The organism is Streptomyces sp. CB02980, assembly GCF_014451325.2.
Taxonomy (GTDB): Bacteria; Actinomycetota; Actinomycetes; order Streptomycetales; family Streptomycetaceae; genus Streptomyces.
Map to the genome: position 1 here is coordinate 680,172 of NZ_JACSCH020000001.1, position 16,420 is coordinate 696,591.

The window sequence follows — 16,420 nt, forward strand, 5'->3', positions numbered from 1 at the left end:
TGACCCGATCACCTGCGAGAAGAGCGCGCGGAGGTGCGGCGTCCCGGGGCGCACCCGGACCCTGGCGCCCGCTCGCCCGCGCCCGGCGGGGCGTACGGCGCGCACCGGGCGCACGCCACGGCGGGCCCGACCTGTGGAAGGCTGAGCCGATGACCTCACGCTCGTACGACGTCCTCGCCGGCGCCCCGGACTCCCCCGTCCTCCTCCATGTCCCGCACTCCTCCCGGGTGATACCCCCGGACGTACGCGACGGCATCCTGCTCGGCGACGGGGAACTGGACCGCGAGCTCGACCACATCACCGACGCCCACACGGCGGAGATCGCGGCCGTGGCCGCGGCGGCCGCCGGCGCGACCCCCTGGCAGTTCGTCAACCGGCTGTCGCGCCTGGTCGTCGACCCCGAGCGGTTCCCCGACGAGCGCGAGGAGATGCTGGCCGTCGGGATGGGCGCGGTGTACACGCGGACCACGCACCGGGCGGCGCTCCGCCCCGCCGGGTTCGACCCGGCGCCGCTGATCGACCGGTACTTCACGCCGTACGCCGAGGGCATGGCCGCCGCCGTGGCCGGGCGGCTCGACGCGACGGGGCGGGCCGTGATCGTCGACGTCCACTCGTACCCGACCGGGCCGCTGCCGTACGAGCTGCACGGCGAGGGTCCCCGCCCGCCGGTCTGCCTCGGTACCGACGCCTTCCACACGCCGCCGGCCCTGCTGGACGCCGCGCGGGAGGCGTTCGGCGGGTTCGGGGGCCTGGCGACGGACACGCCCTTCGCCGGGACGTACGTGCCGCTGTCGTACTACGGCAAGGATCCTCGGGTCAGCGCGCTCATGATCGAGATTCGGCGCGATGTCTACATGAGTGAGCCGGGCGGCGCGGCGGGCCCGGGGCTACAGGCGCTCGGAGCGGCCCTGGCCGCGCTCGTCGACGCCGTGCCGCCGCACCCCGCGGCGTAGGGACGGCATCGCGGTCCCGGACGCCTGCGCATGCGTTCGGCCGCGGCCGAGCGGCCCGGGGGCGAGGGCGTGCGCAGGCTGGGGGTGGTCCCGGGAGCACATGCCTTCTCGGAGAGGGGGCGGTTGTCGCGCGTGAAGTCGGCCATCCGGTCGGATACTCCCCCAGGGCCAAGCACACCGCGCCGGCAGCGGGCCATGCGGGTGATCGGGGGCGACTTCGCTGCCGTTGGCGCGGCGTTCGGTCATTCCGCTCGACGAGGCGAGACAGTGGACGGGATTTTCGGCCGGACCGACCCGGGGCCGCATCGACCTCGCGGCTGGGTGTGTTTCGCCGTCCGACCGCCCACTCGCCCGCAAGAGGATGCATCGATGACCGACGCCGGCACGTCCTTCCGTGATCTCCGCGCCCTGGTGATCAACTGCACCCTCAAGCGGTCGCCGGAGCGCAGCCATACACAGGGGCTGATCGACATCAGCACCGGGATCATGGAGCGCCAGGGCGTGCAGGTCGAGGTGCTCAGGGCGGTGGACATCGACATCGCGACCGGTGTCTGGCCGGACATGACGGAGCACGGGTGGGAGACGGACGAGTGGCCGGTGATCTACTCGCAGGTGATGGCCGCCGACATCCTCACTCTGGCGGGGCCCGTGTGGCTGGGAGACAACTCCTCGGTCATGAAGAAGGTGATCGAGCGTCTGTACGCCTGCTCGTCGATCCTCAACGAGCGCGGCCAGTACGCCTACTACGGTCGTGTGGGCGGCTGCCTGATCACTGGCAACGAGGACGGCGCCAAGCACTGCGCGATGAACGTCCTCTACAGCCTCCAGCACCTCGGATACGTCATTCCGCCGCAGGCGGACGCGGGCTGGGTCGGCGAGGCCGGCCCGGGCCCGTCGTACCTCGACCCCGGCTCCGGCGGGCCGGACAACGACTTCACGAACCGCAACACGACCTTCATGACCTGGAACCAGCTCCACCTGGCGAGGATGCTCAAGGACACCGGTGGCATCCCCGCCCACGGAAACCAGCGCTCCGAGTGGGACGCCGGCTGCCGGTTCGACTTCGAGAACCCCGAGCACCGTTGAGTGCGTGCCGGAACAGTCGGAGGTCCGGTGGAGGTCAGTCCCGGATCAGGCAGGTCCATCGCGCGGCGGTGCCCGCGACGACAGCGGCCTCAGCCTGACGCCCTGCCTCGGGGCCGCGCCGAACAGCGGCCCGGCTGCCTTCGGCAAACGAGCGTCAGCCGCGGAGGGCCTCGGCTGGTTGTACCGAGGAGGCGCGGCGGGCGGGGTAGATCCCGGCCACGACTCCGGTTGCCAGACCGATGAGTGGGGCGGTGGCCAGGATCACCGGGTGCATGACCGGCGTCCAGTCCCTGATCAGCGCCACCGCCAGGACGACCAGCGTGCCGATGGCCGTACCGACGAGTCCGCCGAACGCGCCCAGCGTGCCCGACTCGGCGAGGAACTGGACGGTGACGTGCCGCCTCTGCGCGCCGAGTGCGCGGCGCAGGCCGATCTCCCCGGTGCGTTCCAGGACTGCCACCAGGGTGGTGTTGGCGATCCCGACCGCTCCGATGACCAGGCACACGGCGGCGAGCAGCAGAAAGAGCTGTTCGAGGTCGGAGGTCACCGAGGACCGCAGGCTCTTCGGGTCGGGCGGTGGCACCGCCTTGAAGTACTCCGGGTGGTCGGGGCGCAGCGCCGTCGCGGCCTCCCCGGCCACCTGACGGGCCGCGCCCAGGTCGGTGGCGATGAGCATCCTGGCGCCCTGGACGGGCCGCCCCCAGAGCTCCACCGCGGTGGTTTCCGGCACGAGGACGGAGAGCAGCAGATCCGGCTGGCGCTGGACGTTCTCGACGATGCCGGCGACGGTGAACGGCTGTCCCCCGATGAAGATCGCCGGCTCGGTCTCCAGGGTGGTGATCCCCAGCCGTGCGGCGATGCCGGAGCTGATCACGGTGACACGCTGGCGGGTGTCGGTGTGGAAGTCGTCGTACAGCCTGCCCTGCGAGAGCCGGGGCTCGGCCGCCAGCAGGGCACCGGGGGCGGCGGCCACGACGTTGAGAGGTTCCCCCGCGGCGTCGCCCACCGGGGCGGCGGCGACGGTGAGTTCGGCGGCGCTCTGCCGGGACTGCACCGTCCACAGGACGCCGGCGTGCCGCACCCCGTTGAGCCGGGGAGAGGGCGCGGTGTTCCACAGGGGTGATTCCGTAGGCCTCGCGGAACGCCCGGCTGAACCCGGTCGCGCTGGAGAAGCCCCAGCGAGCCGCGATCGTCTGAACGGGCTGACCGCTCAGTTTCCCGCGTGCGAGGTCGGTGTGGGCGTGCTCCAGGCGGCTCTGGCGGATGTGTGCCGCGACGGTCCGGGGCTGGTCGCCGAACAGGCGGTAGAGACCCCGCACGGACATGTTGTGCCGATCGGCGATCAGCTCGGGAGTCAGGCCCGGGTCGCCGAGGTTGCTCTCGATGAAGCGGTAGATCCGCTGCAGCGTCTCCTGCGCGCGCGCCTCGGCGGGCGCCTCACCTGGGTCACCGAGCTGCCGCGCGAGGAAAGCCGTGGCCAGGTCGAGGGCGACGGACCCCATGGCGCGCAGCTCCTCAGGGCGACATTGCGGGCCTCGTGAGTGCAGCGCCTTCAGGAAGTCGGCGAGGATCGCCCCTGACCCGGCGTCCGTGGCCAGGTTCCGTGCGAGGAGGCTGTCCACCCGGTCGGGTCTCAGCACCAGCGCCTGGCGGGGGATCTGCAGGACCACCGACTCGATCTGCCGCGCTGTGCACGCCCCCTCGCTCGGCCGTGAGGTGTCCGTGAGCACGAGTCCCCCCGCGACCACCGATTCGTTGCCCTGCTGGGAGACCCACACTTCGCCTTGAGTGACGAGTGCCAGCTGCAAATGCTCCGGATCGGCACGCCGGACGTGCGTCGGGGTGCGACGCGAGAGCACGGGCGAGCAGGACACGGCGGACAGCCGCACCGTGCCGAGATCCAGGTCCGTCATGCTCGCCCGGAAGTCGGCCGCATGCCGTGTGCTGAGCATGACAGGCATGACGGCACGGGAGACCGTCTCGCAAAACCAGTCGAACCTGTCCTCCCCCACCCCGGCGGCATCGGTCAAAGTCGGCAAACCCACGTGTTTCCCCCACACTTCGGCGCGCCCGCCCACAGCCTCTCACCCGGCTTTCGCCCAGCCGCGCTCCACCCCGCCGGTGCGCGAGCCCCCTGGGGGGCTGCCGTGAGGCCGAGTTCGTCGAGGAGACAGCGGACGCGCCGCCCGATCCGCTCGCGGAGGGACCGTCGCGGCGAGCCGCCCGGTCTCCCCGTTCTGACCGCATCTCAGGCCTGGGCACGCACCCCCGTTTTGGATTGTCGGAGGATCATCAATACGATCCGGCGATGATCACGAGAAAACGGCTGGCGACCGGGGCCTGCGCGCTGCTCGCCGCCCTGAGCGTCGCGCTCCTGCCGACGGGCGCGACCGCGGACGCACCGGTGGCGAAGGAATCCCCCAAGGTCGAGCTCGTCCTCGACGTGAGCGGCTCCATGCGGGCCAAGGACATCGACGGCAAGTCCCGGATGGCCGCGGCCAAGCAGGCCTTCAACGAGGTCCTCGACGCGGTGCCCTCGGAGGTCCGGCTGGGCATCCGCACCCTGGGCGCCGACTACCCGGGGCAGGACCGCAAGCGGGGCTGCAAGGACACCCGGCAGCTCTACCCGGTGGGCCCGCTCGACCGGACCGAGGCCAAGACCGCCGTGGCCACCCTGGCCCCGACCGGCTGGACCCCGATCGGTCCGGCGCTGCTCGGAGCGGCCGAGGACCTGGAGGGCGGTGACGCCACCCGGCGGATCGTCCTCATCACGGACGGCGAGGACACCTGCGCCCCGCTCGACCCGTGCCAGGTGGCGCGCGAGATCGCGGCGAAGGGCATCCATCTCGTCATCGACACCCTGGGCCTGGTGCCGGACGCCAAGACCCGGCAGCAGCTCACCTGCATCGCGGAGGCCACCGGAGGCACGTACACCTCCATCCACCGCACCGAGGACCTCTCCCGCCGCGTCCGGCAGCTGGTCGACCGTGCCGCCGACCCGGTCGTCACGCCCGTGGCCACCGAGGGCGCGCTGCGCTGCGCCGACGCGCCGCAGCTCAAGCCCGGCCTGTACACCGACCGCGAGGCCTTCGGCCAGCACCGCTGGTACCGGGTGGACCTGCTGCCCGGTCAGGAACTCCGCGCCTCCGTCAGTGTGTCGGCCGACCGCGCCGTCAACAACGACTACGGCGTGCTGCTGCGCGCCGTCACCCGCCACGGCCGGGAGATCGTCCGCGGCTCCGAGGCCGGTGACGGACGCACCGACGTCATCTCGACGGGGCTGCGCTACCCGAAGCCGGAGCTCGACGACGAGCCCGAGGACGGCAAGCCTGCCGCGGAGACGGTCTGTCTCCAGGTCAGCAACTCGTTCTCCGCTCCCCCGTCGGTCAAGACGACGCCGGGCATGCCCATCGAGCTGACGGTGGACGTCGTCGACGGCCCGTCGACCGCCTCGGACGTGGCCTCGTTCGGTCTCGGCCGCGGCTGGTGGCTGCTCGGCGCGCTGGTGCTCGTCGGCTTCGTGGCCGGTCTGCTCTGGGGCTGGCTGTCCCGCTGGCGCGTCGCTGTCTGGAGGACCCACTGATGCGTACCGTACGCACGCTCGCCACGGTCGCCCTCGCCGGCGCCGCTCTCCTCGGACTCGCGGCCCCGGCCGCCCTGGCCGACTCCCCCTCACCCTCGACCGCCTCGGGCAAGGACGGTTCCACCGCGGGGCCGACGGAGGCCGGCACCACGTTCCGCACGGCCGCCGGGTTCCTCCCCGGGCAGGAGGCCACCGCGCAGGCCGCCACGGGTGACTACCTGTACTGGGTGTTCCCGGCGGACACCGGGCAGCGGCCGACGGTGAACGCCACCGTCACCCTGCCCGACGCGGCTCTGCGGCACGGCCCCGCCACCTGGCGGGTCGACGTGTACGACGGGCTCCGGCGGCGTCAGCCGTGCATGTACGGGACCCAGTCCCGTGCCGCGGCGAAGGAGACCGCGACCGTGCGGCTCACCTGTGTGCTGCGGCCGGTCCGCGCCTCGGCCGACACCTGGTCCAACGACCCGCTGCCCGGCAGCTACTACGTGCGGCTGACCGCCACCTCGCTGCCGGACGAGGACCTCGGCCAGCCGTTCACGGCCCGGCTCGGGGTGAGCACCGTCGACAAGGGCGGCGCCTACGCGACCGACGGCTCGCTCGCCGCGCCGCTCGTGCCCGGGGCGACCACGGCCGACCAGGCGGAGGCCGACGAGGAGGCCGGCCGGCCCTCCGCCGTCGAGGCCGCGGCCCCGGAGGACGGCTGGTCCTCCGGCTGGTGGTCCGACCGCTGGCTCTGGACCGCGGCGGGCGGCATCCTCGCGGCCCTCGCGGGCATCGGCGGCTATGTGCTGACGCGCGGCGTCGGACGGCCGTCCCGGGTCCCGCCGGCCGCCTGACCGGTCCACGGAACACCCGAAGGCCCCCACCGCGTCGACGCGGTGGGGGCCTTCGGGTGTTCCGGTCCGCGGGCGCTCCGGTTCACCGGCGGGAGGCCGGGCGGGCAGGGAAACCGTGGACGCGGGCCCCCGCCACGATCGCCACCACCGGGACGAGGAGGACGAGCACGCTCCAGGAGAGGGCGCCCGCGCCGAGGACGTCGAGCAGGACACCGCCGGCGATGCCGCCCGCCGCCATGGCCGCGTTCCAGAGGCTGACCAGCAGCGTCTGGGCGGTGTCGGCGTGCTCGCCGCCCGCGTCGGCGACGGCCGTCTGGAGGAGGGTGGGCGCGCCGCCCCAGCCGAACCCCCAGAGCGCGGCGGCCGTCAGGACGAGCGCGGTGCTGCCGGCCGGGACGGCGAGCACGGCGGCCGCCACGGCGACGAGGATCGTGCCGCCGAGGGTCAGGATCCGGAGCCTGCGGTCGATGTGCCGTCCGGTGAACCAGATTCCGGCGAGCGAGGCGGCGCCGAAGACCAGCAGGACGAGGCCGGTGGAGCCGGCCAGGCCGAGATGACCGAGGTAGGCGGCGACGTAGGTGTAGAGGACGGTGTGGGCCAGGACGAGGGTGAACGTGACGGCCAGGACCGGGAGGACACCGGGCGCCCTCAGGGTCCGGGCGACCGGGGCGCGCCCACCGTGCGCCTCGCCCGGCAGGTCGGGGACGGCGAGGGCGATCCAGCCGAGGAGCACGACGGCGATCACGGTCATGGCGGCGAAGGCGATCCGCCAGCCCACGGCCTCACCGAGGAAGGTGCCGGCCGGCACGCCGAGGGAGAGCGCCAGGGGGATGCCGGTCATGGCGACGGCGACGGCCCGGCCCTGGAGGTGGGGCGGGGCGATGCGCCGGGCGTATCCGGCGAGCAGGGCCCAGGCGACGCCCGCGGCGACCCCGGCGAGGAACCGGGCGCCCATGGTGAGGGCGTACGAGGAGGAGACGGCCGTCACGGTGTTGGCGGCGGCGAATCCGGCGACCGAGGTGAGCAGCAGGCGCTTGCGGCGCCATGCGGCGGTGCGGGCGGCCAGGGGGACGGCGGTGAGGGCGGTACCGAGGGCGTAGACGGTGACCGCCTGGCCCATGGCGGCCTCGCCGACGCCGAGGTCGGCGCTCATGCCGGGCAGGACACCGGCGGGGAGGGTCTCGGTGAGGCTCGTGACGAAGACCGCGGTGGCGAGGGCGAGCAGCGCGAGGAGCGGAAGCCGGCCGGAGGGGGTCTCGGGGGTGGCACGAGCCTCGGGGGTGGAAGGGGTCTCGGGGGTGGAAGGGGTCTCAGAGGTGCCGAGGGCGGCGGAACGGGCCGCCGCTGTCGTGTCGTTGGCCATGGATCTATGCTCGAACCCTCACATTGATGTGAAGGTCAAGCGAGTCCCTGGAGGGGCGTCCATGCGGATCGGGGAACTGTCGGAGCGCACCGGAACACCACGCCGGCTGCTGCGCTACTACGAGGAGCAGGGCCTCATCGTCGCGGACCGGCTGCCGAACGGCTACCGGGTCTACGACGAGTCGAACCTGGACCGGGTCATGCAGATCCGGGGCCTTCTGGACGCCGGTCTGCCGACCCGGATCATCAAGCAGATCCTGCCCTGCCTGAACAAGCCGCGAATCATCCATTTCCCGGACGCCACCCCGGAGATGCTGGCCACCCTGGAGGACGAGCGGGACCGGATGACCGAGCGGATCCGCTGCCTCACCCGGAACCGGGACGCGGTGGCGGAGTACCTGGACGCGGTACGGGAGAAGCCGGCGCCGTCCGTCTGACCGGGACCCTCCGGGCCGTCCGTACGCTCCGGCGCCCGCAGCCGCTCGCGCGTGAGCGGCAGCCCGAAGCAGGCGCCGCGCGGACGGCCCGAAGGCGACGCCCGAGGGGTGGGGTGCTCACACGGGCCGGTAGTGCTCGGCGAACAGTCGCGCGACGAGTTCGCCTCGGGTGTTGACCTCCGCCTTGCCGAAGACGGCCTTGAGGTGGTCGCGCACGGTGTGCGGGGAGATGAACAGCGTCGAGGCGATCTCGGTGGTGGGCAGCCCGCGCGTGACGAGCTGGGTGATCTCCAGCTCGCGCGGCGTCAGGCCGTACGCCTCGGCGATGAGGACCGCCCGTTCGGCGGCGGCCGCCGGCTCGATGACGAGTGCCACGGGACCGGGTTGCCCAGCGGGGCCGCTGAGACAGGAGGCGTGGCAGGTCAACCAGCGGCCGTCAACGGTCCGGATGCGCACTCTCGCGCCGCCTGCCCGGTCGCGGCCCCGGGCGATCGCCCGCGCCTGTAGCGCGGTGGCGACCACCCAGATCGGCAGCCTCAGGCCCAATTGCGAGGGGATGGAGGGGCCTTCAGGGAGTTGCGAGAGGTACTGCCGCGCCTCCTCGTTGATCGACGTCGGCTCGCCGGAGGGACCGAAGAGCACCAGTCCGGGCGCGGGTGCGTCGGTTGCGCCGCCGGACGCCGACGGGCGGGCGAACCGGCGTACCCGGGAGGCCAGCGGACCTGACAGACCGGCGAGCAGCGTGGTCTCGGCCGGACCGAACGGGAGGCCACCGCGCATGCGGAACAGGCTCACCACGGCCCATGGCCGGTCGCCGACCCGCAGCACGGCCCGTAGTTCGTCGTCCACGCCCTGGCTCCCGAGCAGCCGGCGGAAGCGCGCGCTGCGTGCCGGCAGGTCACCGGTGGCCGCGCGCAGGCCGGCCGCCGGGACGGCGGCGCGGGCGAGATCCCGAAACGGGAGGACGTTCTCCTCCAGGAGTTCGCTTTCCCAGTAATCGGCGCAGCTCTCGCCGGCGCCGAGGTTCTCCACCAGCATCGGCGCGGTGATGAGGCCGGTCTCCGGGTCGGTGGCCGCCCATACGGCCGAGTCGAACGGGACGAGCCGTCGCAGGTGGGTGGACGTCCGGCTGAAGAGATCGCGTGTGTCGGTGGCCCCCTCCGCACCCGACAGCACCTTGGCGTGACCTGACAGCACCTCGGCGTGGCGGCGCGCATCAGGCATGGAGATCCCTCCCGTGGTGTGGATGCAGGCCAGCCTGCCCGCCCTCTTGTCCTGCGCCAACCCCCCGTTTGAGGGGGTCATTCCCGGCAGGTCACCGCTCGTGGGGGATGGGGCTCGGCATGGGCGGCGGCGAGGCTCGTAGAGGCCGCGGCTCCGTTCGGCGCGGCCCGGAATATGAAGGGAAGAACATGGACATCGCAATCGTCGGAGCGGGTGCCGCCGCCGTCGGCCTGCTGGACTCACTGGCGGCCACCGCCGAGAGCCCTGGGGCCATCACGGTGTTCGAGCCGTCCCCGCATCTTTGGCGAGGCCGCCCCTACGGCCCGGACCTGGACACGGTGTTGGTCAACGCACCACCGGCCATCATGTCGATCCGCCATCGGGACTTCGGGCACTACGCGGCCTGGCTGGGCACGCGTGGCACCGCCCACCTCGACGAACGGCTGGGCCGGCCGCTGGTTCCGCGCGCGCTCTACGGCGCATACCTGACGCACACCGCGGAGACGGCGTTGGCCACCCTGCGCGAAGACGGCTGGCGGGTTCGCATCGTGACCGCCCGCGTCACCGGGGTGGCCCGGTCCGGGGCCGACTGGTCGCTGCGCACCGAGGACGGACGTGGGCACGAGGCCGGCCACGTGGCTCTGTGCGTGGGCGGGGGGACACCGCAGGACCACTACGGTCTCGGCGGCGCCTCCGGTTTCGTGGATGATCCGTACCCGCTGGCACGCACACTCGACAGGGTGCCGCCCGGCAGCGACATCGCGGTCATCGGGAGCGGCCTGACGGCGGTCGACGTCGTCGTGTCGCTCGCCGCGCGCGGGCACACCGGGCCGATCACGCTGCTGTCCCGCAGCGGTGTGCTGCCCCACGTCTGGCAGCGCCCGGTCGACCACCGGCCGCGGCACGTGACCGCCGAGCGGGTGGCGGCGCTGCACCGGCAGCACGGTGTCGTCACCCTCGATGACCTCATCGGGCTGATGCGCGCCGAGCTGGCGGAGACGGGAGAGGACTTCGAAGCGTTCGTGGCCGAACTGCTGGCGGCCGAGACTGAAGAGCCGGTCCACCGCTTGCGGGCGCAATTGGCCGCTGTCGACGACTCCGGGATCGGCCGCCGGGTCCTCCAGGAGACGGCGCACAGCGTCGGCCCGTACGCGTGGCGGCTGCTGCCCGAGCCCGACCGCATGCGGCTGCGGCATCACTTCCGTACGGCGACGAGCGTGGCCTCACCGATGGTCCCGGTGAACGCCGCCACCATGATGCGGCTGTTGGACTCCGGGCAACTCTCTGTCGCCGCGGGCGTCCGCAAGATCGAGGCTGCGGACGGGGTGTTCCGGGTGCACGGCGACGACGGCGAACGCACTTTCGACGTCGTCGTCAACGCCGTGAATCCGCTGCCGCGAGCGATCCCTCGGACGGCCGGCTCGCTGGTCACGGCCCTGCTGGCCGACGGCTCGGCCGAGTTGCACCCGGCCGGGGGGCTGGTTCCCGCCGACCCGCGTCTGCACGTGGTGGGAGACCTCGCCGGGGGCGGTCCGTTCATCACGTCGAGCATTGCGGGCATAGCGGCCCAAGCCGCAGGGGCCGCGCAGACGATCGTCGCGGCCAGGTACTGAATCCCCGGCGGATCACCGGTCGAGGCGTGGCTCTTCCCTCGCCGGCCGGGCCATGGACGGCCCGGCCGGCGAGGGAAGCCTTTCAGCAGGAATCAAGCGATCGCGTTCGGTCGGGACACTGCTTCTCAGGTCAGGTCATCCTGCGCGCGCCGTCGAGCACGGCCTGCCGGATGCGGTGGTAGGTCCCGCACCGGCAGATGTTGCGGATCGTGTCCAGGTCCGCCTCGGTGATCTCGCGCCCGGCCTCGCGGGCCCGGCGCACCTCCGCGACCGCGGTCATGATCTGGCCAGGCTGGCAGTAGCCGCACTGGGCGACGTCGAGGTCGAGCCAGGCCTCCTGCATGGGGTGGAGGTCGCTTCCGACGGTGTCGGGGAGCCCCTCGATGGTGGTGACCTCGTCGTTCGGGGCGAGGTCCTCGACGGGCACGGCGCAGGGCGTGAACGCCTTGCCGTTCAGGTGGCTCGTACAGGCCCGGCAGACGCCGACCCCGCAGCCGTACTTGGGTCCGGTGACGCCCAGGACGTCCCGGAGGACCCAGAGGAGCCGGACGTCGCCCTCGACGTCGGCGGTGACGGCCTTGCCGTTCAGGATGAAGGTGTGCTGCGGCACGGATGCTGCTCCAGGTCTCAGAGGGCGCGGTCGCGGCCGTCGGTCGGCGAGGCGGGGACGGGCGGGACGGTCGGCAGGGGGGTGAACGCGAGCGGATCGGCGTGGTTGACGGGGAAGACCGTCGGCATGGCTCCGGTGGCCCGGCCGTAGGCGCAGGCGACGGCTGCCATGGCGCCGGCGACCGCGAGTTCGCCCGCGCCGCCGGGCTTGTCGCCGGTCGAGGGCATCACGATGATCTCGAGCTCGGGCGGGGTGTTCCACTGCCGGGTGTAGAAGTACTGGTCCCAGCTGCCTTCGAGGAAGTGGCCGTCGCGCAGGTGGAGGCCGGACGTCAGGGTGATGGCGATGCCGTCCGAGATGCCGCCCATCATCTGGGCCTCCAGGCCGCGCGGGTTGACGGCCAGACCGACGTCGACGGCGCAGACCACCTTGGTCACCCGAGGTCCGGTGACCGCGCCGGGGATCTTCCGCCCGGTGGTCCCGGGGCGGCAGTCGATCTCGACGAGCATGGCGACGACGGAGTGGTACTCGGTGTGGACGGCGATGCCCTGGGCGGTGCCGGCGGGCATGGCGCGGCCCCACTCCCCCACCTCGGCGACCTTGTCGAGGACGGCGCGGGCGCGCGGGTCCTTCAGGAGCCGGCGGCGCATCGCGTACCCGTCCTGCCCCATGCGCCGGGCCAGTTCGTCCATGACGAGTTCCTGTGCGCAGCGGACGTTGGGCGAGTAGATGTTGCGCATCGACCCGGTGTTGAAGCCCTTGTCGGTCTCGGAGAGCAGCTGGGTGGTGACACCGAGGTGGTAGGGGCTGATCTGGGTGAGCTGGAACATCGTCTGGGAGAACGCGAGGTCGCCGACGGGCAGCCGGGCCGCCTCGGCCGTGAGGACCTCGCCGATGCCGTGCCCGAAGTCGGTGGCCACGGAGGTGTGCCGCTGCTCGTACGTGAGGACCTCGCCGAGCGTGTACGTGGCGCGGACGCGCGAGGTGGACATCGGGTGCGTGCGGCCCTGGCGGAAGTCGTCGGTCCGGTGCCACATCAGCTTGACGGGCTTGCCCATGGCGCGGGAGATCTCGACGGCCTCGTCGGCGGCGTCGTGGAAGAGCTTGCGGCCGAAGGAGCCGCCGCCCTCGGTGACATGGACGCGGACGGCGGAGACCGGCAGACCGAGCTTCAGGGCGATCTGCTCCTGGGCGACGATCGGGGCCTTGAGCGAGCCCCAGATCTCGGCGGAGTCCTCCCGGACGTCGGCGATCGCGCAGTTGGTCTCCAGGGCGGCGTTGCTGGCGAAGTGGAAGGTGAAGCGGGCGTCGACGGCCTTGGTGAGCAGCGGCAGCGCCGGTACGACCAGGGGCAGTTCGGCCCGGCGGAGCTTCGCCAGGACGGTCGCGTCGGAGGCGCCCTCTGCGGTGCCGGGTCCCCAGTCGACCCGGAGGGCGCGCACGGCGTCGACGCACTGGCCGAAGGTGCGGCCGCGGACGGCGACGCCGGTGGAGACGGCGACGACGTCGGTGACGCCGGGCATGGCCCGGACCTCGGCGAGGTTGGCGACGGAGCGGACCGTGCCGTTGATGGTGGGCGGGCGGCAGACCATGGTGGGCAGGGCGTCCGGGACCTGGAGGTCCATCGCGAACTTCTTGCGGCCGGTGATCGCTTCGAGGGCGTCGACGCGGCGCTGCCCGGTGCCGATGAGCCGGAAGCGGTCGGAGTCCTTGAGGGTGACCTCGACGGCGGTGTCGGACACGGCGGCCGCCTTCACCGCGAGCTCGCCGTAGCCGAGCAGCGCGCCGGCCGGGGAGAGGACGGCGCCGGCCTTGGTGGTGAGGGTGCCGACGGCCTCGCCGAGGACGAGGGAGGCGGCGCGCAGGAGCCGGCCGCGGGCGACGGCGGCGGCGACGCGCAGGGGGTGGTAGGTGGAGTACGTGGTGTTGGAGCCGCCGGTCAGCTGGTTGAAGAGCAGCTCGGGCCGCGCGTCGGCGAGCGTGACCTTGACCTTGTCCAGGGGCAGGTCGAGTTCCTCGGCGACGATCATGGCGCTGGAGGTGGTGATGCCCTGGCCGACCTCGGCGCGGGGCAGCGCGAAGTGGGCGGTGCCGTCCTCGTCGAGACGGATGGTGATGAGGTGGCTGGTGGGCAGGGCCGCGAGGGTGAGCAGCTCGTTGAGGTCGAGGAGTTCGGCGGGTCCGGGAAGCGAGGGGATGAGCGCCGGGGCCGCGGCGGCGGCCTGCCGGGGCGCGAGCGCCTCGGCGCCGAGCTGTGCGGCGACGGTGAGGGTGGGGGCGGCGAGGACGTACCCGAGGAAGCGGCGCCGGCTGGTACCGCGTGTCGCGTCGTCACCGTCCGCACCCTCGGGACGCGCGGTTCCGTCCCCGCTGCCGCTCGTGGGGTGGTCGTCCCGCACGGGGTGCCGCCTCGCCATTCGGTGTGCCCTTCGTCATGGCCCCGAAGCTGACGCCCGGATGCCTCCTCGGATGTGATGATCATCGCTCATGTGGGTGCCCGTGGGGAGTCGTTCGACCCGGCGAGTGTCAGGTCACCGTCAAGCCGGGGAGAGGGCGCGTACGCCTTGAGCGGGCGTACGGCCACGAGGTCACGCTCGACGTGTACCGCTTGGTCACCGGACCACGTCGCCGAGCTCCTGGCGGCGGCCGGCCTCGTCGAGTCGGCCCGTCTGGTCCGTGAGCCGCACCCCCAGGAGAAGACGCCGCAGGGCTTCCTCCTGGCGCGCAAACCGCGCGGCTGATCCGGCCCGGCGCGGCAGCGGAGCCGTACGGGCGAGCCTGCGAACCGGTGCCGTACGGGCGCCTCGGGGCGGGCGGACGGCCCCCCGCGTCGCCCGGGAGCGGAGTCGCGCGCCCGAGCGGCGCAGGGCGGACGAGCGGAGCTGGGCGGACGAGATCCTGGCGCGCTGGCCGCCGCCCGCGATCAGGGCGTTGACGGATGCCATCGGGTCACCGCCCACCGACCGGGCGAGCAACGCACCGACGACCACCGGACCGAGGGCGACGGCGAGTGCCGTGCCGGTGGCGGTGACGTGCTGGAGGGGGCGGGTGCGCAGGACGTCGAAGGTCATGGTCACAGTCCAGCAGCGCGCGGGCGGCGCCGTATCGGTCCAGGTACTCAGACGGGCGCGGGTGGCTACTCAGACGTGATCGCGCAAGAGCCCCCGAGGGGTCCCGCGCGAACGTTTCTTCCGCGATCCTCGGGTTCGGCGAACGCGACGAGGCGTTCCCGGGCGGGCCATGGGAGGCGGACCGACCGTGACGACGGAGACGACAGAAGCGACGGGGACGGCGGAGGCGGCTGAGGCGGTGGAGATAGCCGGGAGCCGGGCGCCGATAGGTACCGCGTCCGTGCCCGCCGCCGTGCTCGTGGTGCAGCACGAGGAGGAGGCGGGCGCGGGGCTCGTCGGTGAGCGCCTCGTACGGGCAGGCCTCCGGCTCGACGTGGTGCGCGCCTGGGAGGGCGAGGCGCTGCCGGCCGACCTGGGCGGCCATGCGGGGCTGTTGGTCCTCGGTGGAGCGGTGAACTGCGCGGACGACGAGGCCGCTCCCTGGCTGCCAGGTGTCCGGGGGCTCGTCCGGGAAGCCGTGACCGAGGAGATACCGCTGTTCGGGATCTGCCTGGGCGGCCAGATCGTCGCCCATGCCCTGGGCGGTTCGGTCACGACACGTCCCCAGGGACCGGAGTTGGGCGCCGTACCGCTCCGGAGGCTGCCGGCCGCGACGGAGGATCCGGTGCTCGGAGGAGTGCCGGACGGCGCCCTCGCGGCGCAGTGGCACTGGGACGACGTGGACCGGCTGCCACCCGGCGCGGTCCCGTTGCTGACGGGCGACGACTGCCCGTACCAGGCGTTCCGGGTCGGGAGCGCCGGCTGGGCGGTGCAGTTCCATCCGGAGGCGGGTGGGAACACGGTGGCGGAGTGGGCGGCCGAGGACGGCGAGCGGATACGGGAGTCGGGCACCGACCCGGAGGCCCTGCCGGCCGCGGTACGGGACGCGGAGCCCGAACTCCGCACGGTCTGGGGCGCGGTGGCGGAGGCCTGGGGAGCGGTGGTCCGGGCCCACGCGGACGCGAGGCGTTAGCGTCCGGAGGAACCGCCGGCCGGGCTGCGGCACGTCGAACCGGGTGTTGGCCGATCCCGAGGGGAACGAGGCGTGCGCCGGCGCGACCGGCGCGCCTCCGCGTGCGGAAACGCTCGACTAGGGCCAGTCGACGAGCCCCAGGAAGAGGAGATAGAGCAGCACGACGGAGAGCGGGGCCAGGGCGGCCGTCGTCAGGCGGCGGGCCGTGTGGCGGCGGCGGCGCGGCAGGGCCCAGCTCGTGACGAGCAGCCCGAGCGGCAGCACCAGGCCGACGAGGAAGGTCCAGAAGGCCGGCACGAAGTCCGCGCTGAACTCGGCGCTTCTCGGCCCGGAGCAGGGGTCGCAGGCCATCGGGGAGAGAGCCACACCGATGAACGCGACGAACGCGAGCGGCAGGGTGAGGACGGTGGCGACGAGTGGGGCGATCCAGGCATGCGGGGTGTGCTCGTCGCCGTCGGGGGCGGGGCCGGTGGGCTCCGGGCCGATGTGCTCACGGCCGGTGGTCTCCGGGCCGGTGGCGACGGGAAGGGTGCGGTGGGGCATGACCCCATCCCATCCCCCGGTCCCGTCCGCGCACATGAGTCCCGGTACTCACCTCTCCGGTGAGTGCCTGCCCGGCGCGTCCCCTTGGCC

13 protein-coding genes and 2 pseudogenes are annotated in these 16,420 nt (G+C 73.1%); 7 read left to right on the plus strand and 8 right to left on the minus strand.

Features of this window, described 5'->3' with window-relative positions; translation table 11 throughout:
- Nucleotides 1-149 precede the first annotated feature (149 nt).
- Nucleotides 150-953, plus strand: a complete 804-nt coding sequence (locus tag E0F75_RS03120) for an N-formylglutamate amidohydrolase (RefSeq protein ID WP_187620848.1) — start codon at nt 150-152, stop codon at nt 951-953.
- A gap of 369 nt (nt 954-1,322) precedes the next feature.
- Entirely contained in the window at nt 1,323-2,039 is a 717-nt protein-coding gene (locus E0F75_RS03125) for a flavodoxin family protein (protein WP_030314849.1), read from the plus strand.
- A 154-nt stretch (nt 2,040-2,193) separates the two neighbouring features.
- Here E0F75_RS03125 and E0F75_RS03130 read toward each other — a convergent pair.
- Together E0F75_RS03130 and E0F75_RS03135 are read right to left on the minus strand one after the other, a co-directional pair.
- Nucleotides 2,194-3,132: pseudogene (locus tag E0F75_RS03130) on the minus strand (ABC transporter permease); the annotation flags it as partial.
- A 70-nt stretch (nt 3,133-3,202) separates the two neighbouring features.
- Nucleotides 3,203-4,000 (minus strand): annotated as a pseudogene (locus E0F75_RS03135) (helix-turn-helix domain-containing protein); the annotation flags it as partial.
- A 347-nt stretch (nt 4,001-4,347) separates the two neighbouring features.
- Here E0F75_RS03135 and E0F75_RS03140 point away from each other — a divergent pair.
- Complete coding sequence (locus E0F75_RS03140) at nt 4,348-5,622, plus strand: VWA domain-containing protein (RefSeq protein WP_187620849.1); 1,275 nt, start codon at nt 4,348-4,350, stop codon at nt 5,620-5,622.
- Nucleotides 5,622-6,458, plus strand: coding sequence for a hypothetical protein (locus E0F75_RS03145; RefSeq protein ID WP_187620850.1), 837 nt, complete (start codon nt 5,622-5,624; stop codon nt 6,456-6,458). Before E0F75_RS03140 ends, E0F75_RS03145 begins: the two co-directional genes overlap by 1 nt.
- Nucleotides 6,459-6,540: 82 nt before the next feature.
- Here E0F75_RS03145 and E0F75_RS03150 read toward each other — a convergent pair whose 3' ends face one another.
- Nucleotides 6,541-7,821, minus strand: coding sequence for an MFS transporter (locus E0F75_RS03150; RefSeq protein WP_187620851.1), 1,281 nt, complete (start codon nt 7,819-7,821; stop codon nt 6,541-6,543).
- Between the two features lie 61 nt (nt 7,822-7,882).
- Here E0F75_RS03150 and E0F75_RS03155 point away from each other — a divergent pair, with 61 nt between their 5' ends.
- The gene (locus E0F75_RS03155) at nt 7,883-8,257 is read left to right on the plus strand and encodes a MerR family transcriptional regulator (protein ID WP_187620852.1); all 375 of its coding nucleotides are present in this window, start codon (nt 7,883-7,885) and stop codon (nt 8,255-8,257) included.
- A 117-nt stretch (nt 8,258-8,374) separates the two neighbouring features.
- Here the strand turns inward: E0F75_RS03155 and E0F75_RS03160 are convergent, their stop codons facing one another.
- Nucleotides 8,375-9,481, minus strand: a complete 1,107-nt coding sequence (locus E0F75_RS03160) for a helix-turn-helix transcriptional regulator (protein WP_187620853.1) — start codon at nt 9,479-9,481, stop codon at nt 8,375-8,377.
- Nucleotides 9,482-9,600: 119 nt separating this feature from the next.
- On the opposite strand from E0F75_RS03160, the gene E0F75_RS03165 reads away from it, so the two are divergent.
- Nucleotides 9,601-11,094, plus strand: coding sequence for an FAD/NAD(P)-binding protein (locus E0F75_RS03165; RefSeq protein WP_229312452.1), 1,494 nt, complete (start codon nt 9,601-9,603; stop codon nt 11,092-11,094).
- 130 nt (nt 11,095-11,224) lie between these two features.
- Here the strand turns inward: E0F75_RS03165 and E0F75_RS03170 are convergent, their stop codons facing one another.
- The 3 genes from E0F75_RS03170 to E0F75_RS03180 form a co-directional block, all read right to left on the minus strand.
- Nucleotides 11,225-11,704, minus strand: coding sequence for a (2Fe-2S)-binding protein (locus E0F75_RS03170; protein WP_030314833.1), 480 nt, complete (start codon nt 11,702-11,704; stop codon nt 11,225-11,227).
- 17 nt (nt 11,705-11,721) lie between these two features.
- Nucleotides 11,722-14,121, minus strand: a complete 2,400-nt coding sequence (locus E0F75_RS03175; RefSeq protein WP_187620854.1) for a molybdopterin cofactor-binding domain-containing protein — start codon at nt 14,119-14,121, stop codon at nt 11,722-11,724.
- A gap of 195 nt (nt 14,122-14,316) precedes the next feature.
- Nucleotides 14,317-14,775 carry a hypothetical protein gene (locus tag E0F75_RS03180; RefSeq protein WP_229312453.1) on the minus strand — a complete coding sequence of 153 codons (459 nt, stop codon included), beginning with the start codon at nt 14,773-14,775 and terminating at the stop codon, nt 14,317-14,319.
- Nucleotides 14,776-14,962: 187 nt separating this feature from the next.
- Between E0F75_RS03180 and E0F75_RS03185 the strand changes: the two genes are divergently transcribed.
- On the plus strand, nt 14,963-15,787 hold the full coding sequence (locus E0F75_RS03185; protein WP_187620855.1) for a type 1 glutamine amidotransferase: 825 nt from the start codon (nt 14,963-14,965) through the stop codon (nt 15,785-15,787).
- Nucleotides 15,788-15,904: 117 nt separating this feature from the next.
- On the opposite strand, the gene E0F75_RS03190 is transcribed toward E0F75_RS03185, so the two are convergent.
- On the minus strand, nt 15,905-16,330 hold the full coding sequence (locus E0F75_RS03190) for a hypothetical protein (RefSeq protein ID WP_187620856.1): 426 nt from the start codon (nt 16,328-16,330) through the stop codon (nt 15,905-15,907).
- Nucleotides 16,331-16,420 lie beyond the last annotated feature (90 nt).